Annotated in this window: 12 protein-coding genes; 6 read left to right on the forward strand and 6 right to left on the reverse strand. The window is 60.0% G+C overall.

The window, feature by feature from the left end:
- Positions 1–16: 16 nt before the first annotated feature.
- Positions 17–2,086, reverse strand: coding sequence for an elongation factor G (gene fusA / locus B5D49_RS04075; RefSeq protein WP_078716368.1), 2,070 nt, complete (start codon positions 2,084–2,086; stop codon positions 17–19).
- Between the two features lie 338 nt (positions 2,087–2,424).
- On the opposite strand from fusA, the gene B5D49_RS04080 reads away from it, so the two are divergent.
- Positions 2,425–2,895, forward strand: a complete 471-nt coding sequence (locus B5D49_RS04080) for a hypothetical protein (protein ID WP_078716369.1) — start codon at positions 2,425–2,427, stop codon at positions 2,893–2,895.
- A gap of 143 nt (positions 2,896–3,038) precedes the next feature.
- On the opposite strand, the gene B5D49_RS04085 is transcribed toward B5D49_RS04080, so the two are convergent.
- Positions 3,039–3,560, reverse strand: coding sequence for a hypothetical protein (locus tag B5D49_RS04085; protein WP_078716370.1), 522 nt, complete (start codon positions 3,558–3,560; stop codon positions 3,039–3,041).
- 164 nt (positions 3,561–3,724) lie between these two features.
- Between B5D49_RS04085 and B5D49_RS04090 the strand changes: the two genes are divergently transcribed.
- The 4 genes from B5D49_RS04090 to B5D49_RS04105 are packed head-to-tail and all read left to right on the forward strand — an operon-like array spanning position 3,725 to position 7,879.
- On the forward strand, positions 3,725–5,488 hold the full coding sequence (locus B5D49_RS04090; protein WP_078716371.1) for a chloride channel protein: 1,764 nt from the start codon (positions 3,725–3,727) through the stop codon (positions 5,486–5,488).
- 4 nt (positions 5,489–5,492) lie between these two features.
- Positions 5,493–6,761, forward strand: coding sequence for a glycosyltransferase family 2 protein (locus B5D49_RS04095; protein WP_078716372.1), 1,269 nt, complete (start codon positions 5,493–5,495; stop codon positions 6,759–6,761).
- Complete coding sequence (locus tag B5D49_RS04100) at positions 6,745–7,281, forward strand: GNAT family N-acetyltransferase (protein ID WP_078716373.1); 537 nt, start codon at positions 6,745–6,747, stop codon at positions 7,279–7,281. Before B5D49_RS04095 ends, B5D49_RS04100 begins: the two co-directional genes overlap by 17 nt.
- The gene (locus B5D49_RS04105; protein ID WP_159447122.1) at positions 7,271–7,879 is read left to right on the forward strand and encodes a GNAT family N-acetyltransferase; all 609 of its coding nucleotides are present in this window, start codon (positions 7,271–7,273) and stop codon (positions 7,877–7,879) included. The genes B5D49_RS04100 and B5D49_RS04105 overlap by 11 nt, the downstream gene beginning before the upstream one ends.
- Positions 7,880–7,995: 116 nt before the next feature.
- Here B5D49_RS04105 and B5D49_RS04110 read toward each other — a convergent pair whose 3' ends face one another.
- The 4 genes from B5D49_RS04110 to gcvH all read right to left on the reverse strand — a co-directional run bounded on the left by B5D49_RS04110 (position 7,996) and on the right by gcvH (position 12,758).
- A complete protein-coding gene (locus B5D49_RS04110; RefSeq protein WP_078716375.1) occupies positions 7,996–9,345 on the reverse strand; it encodes a dihydrolipoyl dehydrogenase family protein in 1,350 nt (449 codons plus the stop codon).
- Between the two features lie 134 nt (positions 9,346–9,479).
- The gene (gene gcvPB, locus B5D49_RS04115; protein WP_078716376.1) at positions 9,480–10,922 is read right to left on the reverse strand and encodes an aminomethyl-transferring glycine dehydrogenase subunit GcvPB; all 1,443 of its coding nucleotides are present in this window, start codon (positions 10,920–10,922) and stop codon (positions 9,480–9,482) included.
- On the reverse strand, positions 10,919–12,253 hold the full coding sequence (gcvPA, locus tag B5D49_RS04120) for an aminomethyl-transferring glycine dehydrogenase subunit GcvPA (protein ID WP_078716377.1): 1,335 nt from the start codon (positions 12,251–12,253) through the stop codon (positions 10,919–10,921). The genes gcvPB and gcvPA overlap by 4 nt, the downstream gene beginning before the upstream one ends.
- A gap of 121 nt (positions 12,254–12,374) precedes the next feature.
- The gene (gene gcvH / locus B5D49_RS04125) at positions 12,375–12,758 is read right to left on the reverse strand and encodes a glycine cleavage system protein GcvH (protein WP_200806768.1); all 384 of its coding nucleotides are present in this window, start codon (positions 12,756–12,758) and stop codon (positions 12,375–12,377) included.
- A 486-nt stretch (positions 12,759–13,244) separates the two neighbouring features.
- On the opposite strand from gcvH, the gene B5D49_RS04135 reads away from it, so the two are divergent.
- Positions 13,245–15,332, forward strand: coding sequence for a vWA domain-containing protein (locus tag B5D49_RS04135; RefSeq protein WP_078716380.1), 2,088 nt, complete (start codon positions 13,245–13,247; stop codon positions 15,330–15,332).
- Positions 15,333–15,390: the final 58 nt, after the last annotated feature.

The following is a 15,390-nucleotide window of genomic DNA, read 5'->3' on the forward strand; positions in this document are numbered from 1 at the left end:
GTCCCTACGGTCTGGATTACTCCGCGTCGGCCTCGGCTTGCGAGGCCTTGATGACCTGCTCGGAGACGTTGGGCGGGCATTCCTCGTAGTGATCGAATTCCATGGCGAAGGTTCCCTGGCCGCCGGTCATGGAGTTGAGGTCCGGGGCGTATTTGAGCACTTCGGCCATGGGGACGTGGGCCCGGATTTCCGTGATGCCTGCGTTGGAATCGGAACCAAGCACCTTGCCGCGACGGCCGGAAAGGTCGCCGATGACGTCGCCCATGAAGGAGTCGGGAACGGATACGCTGACGAGCATGATGGGTTCCAGCAGTTTGACTCCGGCCTTTTCGCAGGCTTTTTTGTATGCCAGTGACCCGGCTACCTTGAAGGCCATCTCCGAGGAGTCCACCTTGTGGTAGGTGCCGTCGTAGAGGGTCACCTTGAAGTCGATGAGCGGATATCCGGCCAGGAACCCGCGTTGGGAGGCCTCCTGGATGCCCTTGTCCACGGCCGGGATAAACTGCCCGGGAATGGCGCCGCCCACGATTTTGTTTTCAAATTCGTATCCGGATCCGGCAGCCAACGGTTCCATGTGAATCCAGCAGTCACCAAACTGACCGCGTCCGCCGGATTGCTTCTTGTGGCGGCCCTGAATTTCCGTGGCTTTCCCTTTGAGGGTTTCGCGGTAGGGAACCTTGGGCGTCTTGAGCACGATCTGCACCTTGGAGCGACGCTTGGCCCGTTCTGCCGAGATTTCAATGTGGTTCTGGCCCATGCCTGAAAGCAGGGTGTCCCCGGTTTCCTCGTCGCGGGCCAGGGACAGGGTGATGTCCTCGTCGAGCAGTTTGGAAACCGCGGCGTAGACCTTGTCCTCGTCGCCTTTTTCGGCCGGGGCCAGGGCATAGGTGATGAGCTGGGGTGCAAGCTCCGGCGGCTGGAGTTCGAACTCGCCTTTTTCCGGTACCAGGGTGTCGCCCGTGCGGGTGGCCTTGAGTTTGCTCAGGGTCACGATGGCGCCCGGTCCCATGGGATCCTTGGTTTGCTTTTGTTCCTTGCCTTCCATGAGCAGCAGCTGCCCCACGCGCTCCTTTTCATCGCGAGTGGCGTTTTGCAGGGCGGAGTCCGCGTTCAGCGTACCGGAGAGCACGCGCACCACGGTGAGCTGACCGGCAAAGGGGTCGGCCAGGGTCTTGAACACGAATGCGGCCAGCGGCTCGTCCGGCGAGCTTTTGCGGACGGATTCATCCTTGCCGGTCCAGTCTGCATGGTCCAAAGGCGAGGGAAGCAGATCCTGAACCGTGTCCAGAAGCATGTCCGCGCCTTTGTTTTCCAGAGCGGCTCCCACCACCACGGGGACCAGTTCACCGGAAACGACGCCGGTTTTCAGCCCCTGGATGAGTTGTTCGTGGGTGAGTTCGCCTTCTTCAAAATACGTTTCCATGAGCTGTTCGTCGGACTCGGCCACGTTTTCGATCATGGTCTCGCGCATGGTTTCGATTTCGTCGGCCATGTCCGCAGGGATGTCGCCGGGAGTGGCGTTGCCGTCGTCGTCGAACAACAAGGCCTTGTTGGCGAGCATGTCCACCACGCCCTTGAAGTCTTCCCTGGCGCCGATGGGATGGTAGAGCAGCACGGGCTTGATGCCGAGCATGTCGCTTAATCCGGCGAACGCCGTATCAAAGTCGGCGCGGTCGCGGTCCATTTTGTTGATGAAGACCACGGCGGGCAGTCCGGCTTTTTGGATTTCGGACCAAACCTTGCGGGTATGGGGCTTTACGCCGTCCACCGCGTCAATGACGAGCACGGTGCTGTCTGCGGCGGTGAGCAGGTAGCTGAGGTCACCGCTGAAGTTGGCGTCGCCCGGAGCATCGATCAGGAAGTGCTGGTTCTTGTTCCACTTGTAGCTGGCGAAACCAGGCTGGATGGACCCGCGGCGCTTGATTTCCTCGGGTTCGTAATCCAGGGCGGTAGTGCCCTCCTCGATTTTGCCCAGCCGGTTGATGATTCCGGTTTTGAAGAGCAACATTTCAGCCACGGAGGTTTTTCCGCAGCCGCCATGTCCAACCAATGCATACGTTCTCTGGTTCTTCAATGCGTCAGACATTCCCAACTCCATTCCACTCAGGTTTTGTCGAGCGGTGGCCGCAAGTTACGACCCGCCGCGAACGAGCAGCAGTTTTTTAAGGGTTTAGACCTATAGGAATAGCAGCCGCATCTTGTCAAGGGGGGCTTCGCGCTTGGTTTGGTATCTAAGCAGTTGATCTGTGATGCAAAATAGACCAGTGCAATGCAATCAACGCTTGTGAAAAAAAGGGTAAACTGTGCAGTCTGAAAAACAGGTGCAGGGTAAGAGGCTGTTCTTGCGGTTGCGGGAAAAGAATGCTCTGCGTTGCGTGCATGTTCGTTTTGTGGTTAGCTCTGGACCAATCAAGGAGTCTTGTCATGCCGTTGCCGGACTATCAGGAGCGCGTGGAGCGCATGCAGCGCGGGTTGGGGCGCGCCGTTCAAAAAGATGTAACGCTTCTGAACATCCCGGGCCGGTCCTTGGCCTGTAAGATTGATCCGCTGTATTATCTGGCGGTCCAGCCCTTGTTTGATCAGGCTTTGGAACGCTGGGCCGGGTTGCCGCCCGGTGCTGCCGCCGATACGCTGGTACGCACCGGAATCTATGTGACCCGACCGCCAAAACGCGAGCATGTCCTGCCTTTGAACGTGACCTGGGGGAACAGGTTCCTCCGCATTCAGGCCACTTTCGTGGACGCGGATTTTGTCGATAAGGCGCTGAAGATGTATTCCGGCGCACGTCGTGGAGTCGATGTCTCGGAATTGCGCATCGACCATGCGGATCGCGAACAAGTGGAACGGCTGTTCCAAAACAAAACCGCTCCCGGCGGTGTTGCCTTTGCGGGGTGAGAAAACCAGGAAGGCATGCCTTGGGTGGCAAGGTGGATTCGGCGCTGGCGCGTGGTCGTATTGCCGCGAACTTCGGGAGCAGCCTTCCCGAAATTCGCGGCAGACCACGGGCCTGGGGCTAATAACGATGTTAGCCCATGGAATTAGTTCTGTTTTACTTTGCTGTTCGGGCAGGTGTCCGAGAGGAAGCAGATGGAGCAGCCGCCTTTGTAGGGCATGTGGGTGAACACGGCGTACTGGTGGTCCAGGGTGCCTTCCGCGTTCCAGTGCAGCCCCAGGGATTCGAACGTATCCTGCACGGCGGCGCCCGGCTTGGGCAGGGGGGCGCATTGGCCCTGGTCCAGTTCCGGGATGAGGTGCCGGGCCGCGGTCATGACCATGGTGATGGCCAGGTTATGGAAGCTCATGCCCAGGGAGGGGGAATCCTGCCAGATTCCTTCCACTTCGTTGTCCACGTCTTTGGTGAGCCAGAGCAGCAGGTAGGCGTTGCCGCCTTGGGGGTTCACCAGTTTTTTCGCGTTGAGCTGCTGTTTCCAGCGCTCCCAGCGCGGGGCCATTTCTTCCATGAGATCCTGTTCAATGCGTGTTTCCTGGCTGATTTCGGAATAGAGCCAGATATCAAATTCAGGGTTTACGTCCAGTGTTTCCACGTTCAGCTGGGCCATGTTTGCGTCCTCCAATGCTCGGGGGGATAAAATGCTCGTGGACCCATACCCGCTTTCCTGGCGCGGCTCAAGCGTCCTGCTTTCGGTTCACAGTCCGCCGTATCCTTGATATGTTTCACAAGATATGGAGAGTCCTGAACGCCAAATTTGAGGGAGTTGTGTCCATGCGAGGGGCGAACCGACTTGTCGCGTTTTTGACCACGCTGCCTGCCCGGAACCGTGAACTGGCCAACTTGTTGTTGGCGGTGCTTATTGGCGTACTGGCTGGGTATGGTGCTTTGTTGTTCCGCTACGTGCTCATGTCCATGCAATGGCTGTTTTATCAGCACGGTGAGGACGTGCTGACCTGGATACACACCGTACCATGGTGGATGAAAATCGCTTTGCCTGCGGGCGGAGGATTGGCCGTGGGGTTGATCGTGCATTTTTTTGCGCGGGAAGCCAAAGGACACGGCGTACCCGAGGTCATGGAGGCGGTGGTGCTCCGTCAGGGGCAGATTCGCAAGCGTGTAGCTCTGGCCAAGATCGTGGCCTCGGCCATTACTATTGGTTCCGGCGGTTCCGTGGGACGGGAGGGACCGATGGTGCAGATCGGCTCATCCATCGGTTCTTCGGTGGGACAGCTTTTCAAGGTACCCAGTCTGGATATGCGAACCATGGTGGGCTGCGGCGCGGCCGCTGGCATAGCGGCCACCTTTAACGCACCCATTGCCGGAGTACTGTTCGCTTTGGAAATCATTGTCGGGGATTTCGGACTGATGGCCTTTTCCCCGGTGGTGCTGGCCTCGGTGACGGCCACGACCATTTCCCGCTACTATCTCGGTGACCTGCCCGCGTTCGTTATTCCGGATTATTCCATTGTCTCACTGTGGGAATATGCGTTCTATCCCGTGCTGGGCGTGTGTACGGCCATGGCTGCGCTATTGTTCATCAAGGTGCTGTACGCTTTTGAGGATGGATTCGAGGCCATGCGTATTCCGGGCTGGATCAAACCTGCCGTGGGGGGCGGCTTGTTGGGCGGAGTGATCATCTTTTTCCCGGAAACCTTTGGCGTGGGCTACGGGGCCATGAACCTGTCCCTGACCAATCAGATGGCGGGATGGGCGTTGTTGGTGCTCGTGTTCGTCAAAATCCTGGCCACGTCCATTGTCCTGGGATCGGGGGGATCGGGCGGTATTTTTGCTCCCTCCCTGTTCATGGGAGCCATGCTGGGGGGCGCGTTCGGCTGCGCGGTGAACGCGATTTTTCCGGCACTGACAGCCCAGCCCGGAGCATATGCCCTGGTGGGCATGGGAGCCATGGTGGCCGGAACCACCTACGCACCCATTACCGCCATTTTGATTCTTTTTGAAATGACGGGAAGCTATTCCATCATATTGCCCTTGATGATCACGTGCATTCTGGCCACGATCATCAATTCCTCCGTGCGGCGCGGCTCCATCTACACCACCAAACTGTTGCGCCGGGGCATCGACATCCTGGCGGGTCGAGCCGGCAATGTGCTGGAGTCCTTGCTGGTCAGCGAGGTCATGGACCATCACATCCACACCGTGCCGGAATCCGCGTCTCTGGAGCGGATCATCTGGACCTTTAAGACGGAAAACGCGCCGTATCTGCATGTAATCAATGCGCAGGGCATGCTCACGGGGGTTATTTCCTTCCGCGATTTGCGCGCCGTGCTCAACGAACCGGCCCTGCACCACTTGATCATCGCCAAGGATTTGGAAACGCCCCAACCAGTGGTCGTCACGCCCAGCGATACGTTGCAAACCGCTTCGAGGCGATTGGTGAACAAAGGGGTTTCCCAACTCCCGGTGGTGCGTTCTGTGGAGGAACCGTTCCCCCTGGGGACGCTTACCGAGTCCGCTGTGACGTCGGCCTATAACCAGGCTGTGGTGCGGCGGGCCATCATCCGTCAGGAGAATTGACCCAATGGACCTGTTGACCATTGTGGTTCCGGTGTACGGCCAGTGGGCATACACGCGGGATTGTCTGCGGAGTTTGCGACGCTGCACCCCGGGCCGTTTCTATCGGGTGGTGGTGGCGGACGGGGCGTCACCGGACGAGACCGGAACCGAATGCGGACCGCTCCTTGCGGAATTGTTCGGTGATTTGGGCGAGCATCGCCGTTCCGCCCAGCGGTTGAGTTTTGCGGGAGCGTGCAATCTGGGCGCTGCGGGAGCTGCATCCGAATATCTTTTTTTTCTGAACAACGACACACTGCTGCTTCCGGGTTGGCTGGATCCGCTGATTGCGGCATTGCGGCGGGAATCCCGACCATGCGTGGCCGCGCCCCTATTGCTGTATCCCGAAATCCAAGACGTTCCGGATTGGCCGCTGGCGGGCCGGGTGCAACATGCGGGCATTGCGCTGGATCCGAACAAGCACCCTGTGCATCCGTTTCACGGGTTCCCGGCAGGTCACCCTGCGGTGCGCCGTCGCCGACGGCTTCAGGCCGTAAGCGGCGCGGCCATGCTGGTGCCGCGCCGATTGTTCGAAGACCTCGGCGGCTTTTATGAAGGCTTTCGAAATGGTTCCGAGGACTTGGATTTGTGCGCTTCAGTGCGGCGCCATGGCGGCCGATGCCTGTATGAGCCGCAAAGTGTGTTGTATCATTATAGCGGTGCCACGCCAGGGCGGTATGCACATGTGCGGGACAACGCGACCCTGCTCAACAAGCGTTGCCGTGACGCGTTTGTGCCGGATCTGCAGCGGCTGGCGGGGTCGCATGGATTTGTATTGGAATTGAACGAGTGGCTCGAGGTCGTGGTGCGGGAGCAGGCCGTGGAACAGGATGAAACAGTGGAGGATTCCTGTACGCAGGTGGGAGGGGATCCCCTGCGTGGTCTGTTTGCATTACTGGAGCGGCGTCCTTTGCTGGAATCAGCCTATGTGAAACTGGCAAACCGGCAAAGAGTGCTTGAGAAATATGGGGATGTGGCCCGAACGCTTCAGGTGCGAGCCTTCCTTTTTCCGGGATTTGCAGCGTTTCGTGCCGCGGGTGCGGCTTGTGCTCAGGTGCATGACCAGGTCGGCGTTTCCCGTTGGCGTGCGCGGGAACGGGCCGCACAAGAGCGCCTGGCTGATTTGCCGGGTTTGCTGGGTCAGGCCCGCGCCGCGTTGGATTGGTTTTCCGGGAATGGTCAAGATGAAATGAAAAATATGTATTTTCAGTGGATTGAGAATGTCAAAAATAAATGACCGCAGCGGCCTTTCCTTGCAAATTCGGCTTGTCCGCCCAGAGGATGGAGCGTATTTTGCGGCGTTGCTCGGGCAGGATCGGGAAACCGTGCGTTGCATGGCCAGTCTGCCATGGCCCATGACGGAGTCCACGGCCACGCATTGGCTGAAAGAACGTCTGGCCGATGGAGCCTGCATTTATGCCGTGTTGCGGCGCGATGACCGAACATTTTTGGGTACCGCAGGGTATGGGTTGCGGTCGGGACGTGAGGGTACCGTGGCCGAAGTGGGTTTTTGGGTCGGGCGTCCCTACCGAGGACAGGGCGTCGCGAGTCGCGGCCTGGCCCTGGCGTTGCGACGGGCTGCACAGGACGGAGCGGTTCTGGCCGTGGGCAATGTGTTTCCGGACAATGCCGCCTCGGCACGGGTGTTGCGGAACAACGGGTTTGTTTTTGTGGGGCAACACGATGAGGAGTTGCCGTTGCGCGGCGGATTGCGCCGTTTGGATGTATACCAAAGGAGTCTTGGCGATGACGGTTGAGGGGAGCGCGTCCCGTTCCGGGAGCTTGATTCGTTTGCGTCCGTCAGCGGATGGGGACGCGGCCTTCATGGTGGATTTGCTGGGTGAGGATCGGGAATCCGTGATGCGAATGGCTCGTATGCCCTGGCCCCTGAACGAGGATGGGGCGCGGCATTGGCTGCGTACCGTCGGGGCGAGCGGCACCACCTTTGCTGTTCTGCGTGCCGAGGACCGCGCCTATGTCGGGTGCATTGGGCTATGGCCCATCGCCGAAGCCGACGGGGGCGTGGCCGAGTTGGGATACTGGATCGGGCGGACATATTGGAATCAAGGGTATGCTTCGGCCGCGGTGAAGCTGGTCCTGGAGGTGGCCCGCCGGCAGGGGCTGGATTGTCTTCAGGCAACGGTGAAGCCGGACAATGCCGTGTCTCGTCATATTTTGGAAAAATACGACTTTGTTTTAGCTGGTGAGCGCCTTCAGCACCAGCCGTTGCGTGGCGGAGAGCAGACCGTGTTGGTGTACGAACGTGATATGGAAGTTCGTCAGGCCGACCATGATCGGGCGCCCATGCGGGAGGCTTTGCGTCGTCGTCGCCCCAGGGATAGGGAGATGCGTTAACCGTTCGTCGGATGGACGGCTCCCGTGGCTGGAAACAGGTTTGTTTTACGGGAGCAATGAAAAAGCGGAGGGCCGGGGAGCCTTCCGCTTTTTGTTTTTTGAGGGCATGAGCCGGGCTATTCGTCCAGCAGCGCGTGCATGAGCGCCTCGTCCAGGGTGGGGTGGGCGAAGATAAGTTCTTCGGCCTGCTGCCTGGTCCAGGCGTCGCGGACCATGATGGTGGCGGCTGCGGCAAAACGGGACGCGTCGTGTCCCACGGCCGTGATGCCCACCACGCGGTCGTCGTGCCAGACCACCTTGACGAATCCCTGGGTGGCGGCGTGGGCCTGGGCAATGGGATTGGCGGCCCATGGCGAAGAGGTTACGCGGCAGGCTTTGCCTTGTGATTCCAACTCCTCGGCCATGACGCCCACCCGCAAGCACTCCGGAGAGCCGTAAAGCACACTGGGGACGGGACCGGATGCGTAGGGCGTATCAATTTTTCCGGCCAGGAGCCGTGCCAGGTAGCGGGCTTGGTCCGAAGCGGCGTGGGCCAGCTGAATGCGTCCATTCACGTCGCCAAGGGCGTAGACATGTTCCGTGGCCCGGAGATGATCGTCCACAACCACCCAGCCCGGTCCGCGCAACTCCACGTCCAGGTTGTCCAGACCTAGTTCCTCGGTATTCGGACGGCGTCCCACGGCAATGAGCGCCTTTTCCGCTTCCACGCGGGTGCCGTCTTCCAACGTGAGCACGGCCGCGGCATTTTCTGTGACCACGGAGGCCACCTTGACTCCTGTTTTGACCTTCCATTTCCAACGGCGGAAAACCGATTGCAGGGTTTTGGATACCTCGGGATCCTCATACGCGGCCACGCGGTCCAGCGCGTCGAACAGGTGGATTTGCGCGCCCATGCGATGTGCGACCTGGGCCATTTCCAACCCGATGAATCCCGCACCCACCACGATGAGGCTTTTGGGCATTTCCGGCAGGGCGAGAAAGGCGTCGGAGTCCAGCACGGCGTCTCCGTCCGGGGTCAGACCGGGAAAGGATGAAGGGCGACAACCCGTGGCCAGGACGAGGTCGGTTCCTTCCAGCACCACGCTGGCGGTTTCCGCACTGACCTCCACGCGTCCCGGACCAAGAACCCGGGCGTGTCCCTCGTAAAGATCCACTCCCGTGGTTTTCAGCTTGGCGGCCATGGCTTTGCGGCTTCCGGCCAGGAGTTTTTCCTTGCGGCTGTGGAGGGCGGACCAGTCCACGTCGATATGGCCTTGAGCGATTTTTACCTTGGCCTGCGCCTGGAGTTCTTCGATGGAGGCGGTGGCACCGAGCATCAGTTTGGTGGGGACGCAGCCCCGGTTCAGGCAGGTGCCGCCCAGGGCGTCGCGTTCCACCAGGGCGGTGCGCAGGCCCAGAGCCGCGGCCTGCACTGCGCAGTCGTATCCGCCGGGTCCGGCGCCGATGATGACGAGATCGTATTGCACGGGAGCGTCTCCTTAAAAGTTTGTCCCGGGACACGGGCTATGATGCTGCAAAAGGGGCCGCGTCCGGAAAACGGAACGCGGCCCTTGTTGAATCGAATGTTGCCGGTCTCCACCCATTGGGGGGAGAAAAGCGGCTAGTCGTCCACCAGGACCATTTCCCGCGCGGCCTTGGTTTCGTCCAGGCGGGTTACGGGCTGGGTCACGGGCGCGGCCGTGATGGGCGTGGGGTCGTTTTCGATCTGCTCGGCGATTTCCAGCAGGTCGTCCACGAATCCGTCCAAAGTGGCTTTGCTTTCGGTTTCGGTCGGCTCGATCATGAGCGCTTCCTTCACGATGAGCGGGAAGTAGACCGTGGGGGCGTGATGCCCTTTATCCAGCAGCGCCTTGGCGATGTCCAGGGCGCGGGCGCCCTTCTCGGCCTGGCGAACCGCACTGAGCACGAATTCATGCATGCAGGTGCGGTTGTAGGGGATTTCAAAGGCATGCTCCAGCCGCTTGCGCAGGTAGTTGGCCGCGAGGACGGCATTTTCCGAGGCGCGGGGCAGGCCTTCGCGTCCGAGGCGCAGGATGTAGGCGTAAGCCTTCAGGTAGACGCCGAAGTTGCCGTAGAAGGGAGCCACATAGCCGATGGATTTTGGCTGGTCGTAGTCCAGATAGAACTGGCCGTCTTCCAGCTTTTCCACGCGGGATACGGGCAGATAGGGTACCAGGCGTTCACTCACGCCCACGGCGCCGGAACCGGGACCGCCACCGCCGTGCGGGGTTCCCAGGGTTTTGTGCAGGTTCAGGTGCACCACGTCAAAGCCCACGTCGCCCACGCGCATCTTGCCGAGCACCGCGTTCATGTTTGCGCCGTCGTAATAGAGCAGCGCATCCACTTTGCGGAGCATGGCTACGATTTCCGGCAGGTTGCGTTCAAACAGTCCCAGGGTGTTGGGGCAGGTCATCATCACGCCCGCCACTTCGTCGTCCAGCACTTCGCGCAGGGCTTCGGGATCCACGATGCCGTCGTGGGATTTGATGGTCACCACTTCGAATCCGGCGATGGTGGCGCTGGCGGGGTTGGTGCCGTGGGCCGAGTCCGGGCAGATGATTTTTGTTTTCTTATTGCCTTTGTCGCGATGATACGCGGCAATGAGCATGACCCCGGTGAGTTCGCCGTGGGCACCGGCCATGGGATGCATGGTAAAGGCCTTCATGCCCGTGATTTCACTGAGCAGGCGTTCGGAATCGTGAATGACTTCCAGCGCGCCCTGGCAGAGCTTGCCCGCCCCCTTGAGCTGCGGCAGCACGGGATGCAGCCGGGTGAATCCGGGCAACGCCGCGATTTGCTCGTTGATCTTGGGGTTGTATTTCATGGTGCAGGAACCGAGCGGGTAAAAATTGGTGTCCACGCTGAAGTTGGCCTGGGACAACTCCGTAAAGTGGCGCACCACGTCCAGCTCCGAGACTTCAGGGAGGCCGGGGGCGCTGTCGCGCAGCAGCTCGGCAGGGATGAAATCGGTCACATTGTCATGTCCGTTGCGGGGCCAGACCCCTTCGCGCCCGGACACGGATTTTTTGAAGATGGTGGTCATGCCAGCACCCCCCGAAGCATTTCCGCGAAGACGCCGATCTGTTCCTCGCTTGTTTTTTCCGTACAGGCCACAAGCAGCCCGTTTTCCAGCCCTTCATAGTAGCGTCCCAGAGGGAAGCCCGCCACAATGTTCTTTTCCAGCAATGGAGAGATGACCTCGTAGGCGTTGACGGGCAGGCGCAGAGCAAATTCATTGCCGAAGGCGCCCTGGGTGAGCATTTCTACGCCCGGCACCTCGGTGAGACGCTGGGCCGCGTAATGGGCGCGTTCCATGGAGAGCATGGCCGTGCGGCGCAAGCCTTCCTCGCCCAGCAGGCTGAGATGGATGATGGCGCGCAGGGCGCACAGAGACTGGTTGGAGCAGATGTTGGACGTGGCCTTTTCCCGGCGGATGTGCTGCTCGCGGGCCTGGAGGGTGAGCACGTATCCGGTGCGCCCCTTGGTGTCCTCGGTGCGTCCCACGATGCGGCCGGGAAGCTGGCGGACCATTTTCTTGGTACAGGTCATGACGCCCAGGTAGGGACCGCCAAAGGAAAGGGGCAGCCCCAGGCATTGGCCTTCGGCCACGGCAACGTCCGCGCCCATCTGTCCGGGAGTCTTGAGCACGGACTGAAGCACGGGATAGGAGAGCGTGATGCACACGGCCTTATGCGAGTGGGCCGCATCAAACAGTGTGGTAAAGTCGTTCACGCTTCCAAAGAAGTTTGGATTCTGCACCAGGATGGCGGCGGTCTCGTTGTCCAGCGCACTGGTGAGCGCCTCAAGATTGGTCCGGCCTTCGTTGTGGGGAACGGTGACCAGCTCCAGGTCCAGGTTGGTGGTGTAGGAATCGAGCATGACCCGGTAAATGGGATTCAGGGCTTCGCTGACCACGACCTTGCGGCGTTTGGTCTTACGAACTGCCATCATCAACGCCTCGTATAGGGCGGTGCCGCCGTCGTAGACGCTGGCGTTGGCACAGTCCATGCCCATGAGCCGGGCCATGGCGGTCTGAAATTCAAAAATGGCCTGCAGGGTACCCTGGCTGGATTCGGGCTGATACGGGGTGTAGGCGGTTAGAAATTCACCCCGGGAGGAAAGGGCATCCACGGCTGCCGGGATATGGTGGTCATAAAATCCCGCCCCGAGAAAGCTGCTTTCCGGGTTGGCGTTCTTGGCGGCCAGCCGCTCCAGATGGGCGAGCACTTCCATTTCGCTGCGGCCTTCCGGGACATCAAAGCTCCTGGGCCGCATGTCTTCCTTGATTTCGTGAAACAGCTCATCCACATCGGACACGCCGATGACGTCGAGCATTTCCCGGATTTGCTCCGGGGTGTGGGGAACATAAGGCATGGCATCTCCTGGCGGTGGGACGGTGCGAACAGGAAAACCCCCGTCCCGCATGCTGTGACGGAGCCGACCCGCCGGTCGGTTGACCATCCGGCGGGCCGACGAAATAGGCCGGGACCGGGGGTCAGTGTTCTTCCGACTCCACCAGCGCCTGATACGCCGCGTAATCCAGCAGTCCTTCGGGAGCCTGGGCAACCTTGAGCTTCAGGAGCCAGCCTTCGCCCAGAGGATCTTCGTTCACCTTTTCAGGCGCGTCTTCCAGCGCGTCGTTTACGGCCACGATTTCGCCACAGATCGGGGAATACAGTTCGCTGGCGGCCTTTACGGATTCGACGGAGCCGAATTCATCGCCCTGATCAAAGGTGTCGCCCACGTCGGGCAGCTCCACGAAAGTGATGTCGCCGAGCTGTTGTTGGGCGAAGTCGGTGATGCCGACGGTGGCGGTATCTCCGTCCACCTTCACCCATTCATGGGACTTGGCGTAGAGAAGTTCCTGCGGATTCATTATTTGATGACCTCCTCAAACAATGTGCAATGGATACGAATTGGGCGGAAACCGGACGTTTGTGCCGGTTCCGGGCTTCGGGCGTGGCTCCCGTTTTTTGCGGGGGCCGCGGCGCGGCGGCGCAGCCGTCGTTCCGCATGACGACACGCTTTGCGCGACGTCCGTTGTTTCGCAGCCTGTTAGCATTCCTTGTTGTGGAATGAAAGTGTTGATCTACGAACAGGGCCGAAAAAAATACCATGCATATTTCGCATTCCGCAATTTTTAGGCAGCAAAAGCAAAATCTGCATTATCTGCACCCGGAATTCGGGGCGTCAGCGCGTGGGGCGGGGGATTGTCGGTGGTGCCTTGGGCTTTTGTGGGCTTTCCCTATTGATTGTTTGCGATCCGTGAACTAATTTAAAGTGATTGGAGTCCGTCTGTTGCGGCCGGCTTGGAAACGGTGGGCAACATGGTGACGGATTGTTTTTCAGATTCGAGGGGGAAAAAATGTCCAGTCGTCGTGCGGTGGTGGTCATTCTTTCGGTATTGCTCGCGTTCGGCATGACGTCGTTCGCCCTTGCCCAGGATGCCAAAAAACCGGTGGTTATCGAGGGAAAGAAGATATTGCCGCTTCGGGTGCTTTGCCGCCCCTTTTCCAATGTATACAATAGCCCTGATGCGGCTTCGGGAACAGTGCGTGAAAACGTGGCCGCATTTACCTCCTTCTACGTCTACGCCAGACCTTCCGCAGAGGAGCGGGAGTTGGAGTCCGGATGGTACGAAGTGGGAACCGACAATCGCGGCGGCGTGCTCGGCTGGATGAAGGCCGATGACGTGTTTGAGTGGAAGCAGACCATGTGTCTGGCTTACACCCACCCGCAGGATCGGCAGCCCGTGCTTATGTTCGACGGACGCGGACCTCTGGACGATCTGCTGGCCAAACCGCAGGCAGAGCGCACCGCCGCCGCCGAGCAGCTCTATTCCGACATCGCCTCTGGAACGCCGCCCGCGGATTTCCCCGTGGTTTCGGTGGAACCAAAGAAATACATCGACATGTCCGAGCAGTTCTATCTGCTGCCCATTCTGGATTTCGACACGGTGCAGATCGACGGGCGTGAGGGACGCGTGGTGCAGCTTGCCGCCGTGACCAAAGCCGGACCGGGCGCGCGGGAAAAATCGGACATCCGCACGAACCAGGACTATCTGCAGGAGGCCACCACCGGATCCACGCAGGTGGATGACGCGGACCTTCGGGATCTCAAGATTGATATCGTCTGGGTCATGGACACCACGGTTTCCATGCGACCCTACATCGAACGCACCATGCAGGTGGTGCGGGATGTTTCAGAACAGATCACACTGGACACCCAGGTGGCCCAGGGAATGCGATTCGGCATCTGGGGATACCGCGATCCCGTGGATCAGATTCCCGGCATCGGATACACTACGAAAAACTATACGCCCGCATTGCAGGATATCGCCGGGTTCATGCAGACCCTGGCCGGTGTGGACGTGACGCCCGTTGATTCCGTGGATTACGCCGAGGACGTCTTTTCCGGCATGGCTGACGCCATCAAGCAGACGCAGTGGACGCCGGGGGCCATTCGTTTCGTCATCCTGGTGGGCGATGCGCCCGGTCATGAGCTTGGTCACAAGTTCAATGCCTCGGGCAAGGACGAACAGACCATCCGCAATTTCGCCAACGAACAGTCCGCCTACATCTTTGCGGTGCACGTCAAAAACCCCAAGGCCAAGCAGCGGTATCACGAAGCGGCCGAGCGCCAGTTCAAGCAGCTTTCGCGCAACAAGGGAACCGGCGGGCAGTCCGCGTATTGGAGTGTGTTCTCCGACGACATGGACGGCTTTACCCAAGTATCCATGGATGTTGCCTCCCGTATTACGGGGTTGATGAGCAGCGCGGTGAAGGGCGACGTGGCTCCCCTGGCCGCCGGGGGAGAAATGGCCGGTCTGGAGCCGGATCCTGCGGCTGGTTCGGAAACCACAAACACGGCTCCGGCCGCGAACGCCTCGCCGGAGGGCGACGTGTTGGATCAGGTGGTGCGCGCCGCCCTTGTGGAATGGGTGGGTACCAAAACCGGAGCCCAGGCTCCCCGCGACATCGTGGCCTGGGCAGTGGACAAGGACTTGGTCACGCCGGCCATGCAATCCATGGAAGTCCGACTGCTGGTCACCAAGAATCAGCTGGATTCGCTTAAGACCGTGCTGGACGAGATCATGGCGGCGGGGTTGCGGGGCCAAATCAGCGCAGAAAAATTCTTTGATGCGTTGCAGGCCACTTCCGCGGCCGCGGCCCGTGATCCCGAAAAGATCAAAAATGCTTCCCGGCTGGCGGATACCGGGCTGGTACCCGAATTCCTGGAAGGCTTGCCGTACAAGAGCCAGCTTATGGACATGAGCAACGAGCTTTGGGAGGCCATGGGCGTGGACGGGCAGGAAGCTTTCCTGGACCAGTTGGATGCCCGGGTCAAAACGTATCAGGAAATTCACGACAGCCCCGACCTTTGGGTGGAACTGAACAAGGGGGACGATCCCGACCAGTACGTCTACCCCATTAGCCTGGAGCTGTTGCCGTAACATTGTTGGACACCGCGTCCCGTGTCCGGTCGTATGGCCGGATGCGGGGCAGGTTTTC

The organism is Paucidesulfovibrio gracilis DSM 16080 (genome assembly GCF_900167125.1).
Classification (GTDB): domain Bacteria; phylum Desulfobacterota; class Desulfovibrionia; order Desulfovibrionales; family Desulfovibrionaceae; genus Paucidesulfovibrio; species Paucidesulfovibrio gracilis.

What these genes read in the sequence shown, in the direction of transcription:
- fusA (WP_078716368.1), bottom strand. Translation starts at nt 2,086, where the DNA reads ATGTCTGACGCATTGAAGAACCAGAGAACGTATGCATTGGTTGGACAT.
- B5D49_RS04080 (WP_078716369.1), top strand. Translation starts at nt 2,425, where the DNA reads ATGCCGTTGCCGGACTATCAGGAGCGCGTGGAGCGCATGCAGCGCGGG.
- B5D49_RS04085 (WP_078716370.1), bottom strand. Translation starts at nt 3,560, where the DNA reads ATGGCCCAGCTGAACGTGGAAACACTGGACGTAAACCCTGAATTTGAT.
- B5D49_RS04090 (WP_078716371.1), top strand. Translation starts at nt 3,725, where the DNA reads ATGCGAGGGGCGAACCGACTTGTCGCGTTTTTGACCACGCTGCCTGCC.
- B5D49_RS04095 (WP_078716372.1), top strand. Translation starts at nt 5,493, where the DNA reads ATGGACCTGTTGACCATTGTGGTTCCGGTGTACGGCCAGTGGGCATAC.
- B5D49_RS04100 (WP_078716373.1), top strand. Translation starts at nt 6,745, where the DNA reads ATGTCAAAAATAAATGACCGCAGCGGCCTTTCCTTGCAAATTCGGCTT.
- B5D49_RS04105 (WP_159447122.1), top strand. Translation starts at nt 7,271, where the DNA reads ATGACGGTTGAGGGGAGCGCGTCCCGTTCCGGGAGCTTGATTCGTTTG.
- gcvPB (WP_078716376.1), bottom strand. Translation starts at nt 10,922, where the DNA reads ATGACCACCATCTTCAAAAAATCCGTGTCCGGGCGCGAAGGGGTCTGG.
- gcvPA (WP_078716377.1), bottom strand. Translation starts at nt 12,253, where the DNA reads ATGCCTTATGTTCCCCACACCCCGGAGCAAATCCGGGAAATGCTCGAC.
- B5D49_RS04135 (WP_078716380.1), top strand. Translation starts at nt 13,245, where the DNA reads ATGTCCAGTCGTCGTGCGGTGGTGGTCATTCTTTCGGTATTGCTCGCG.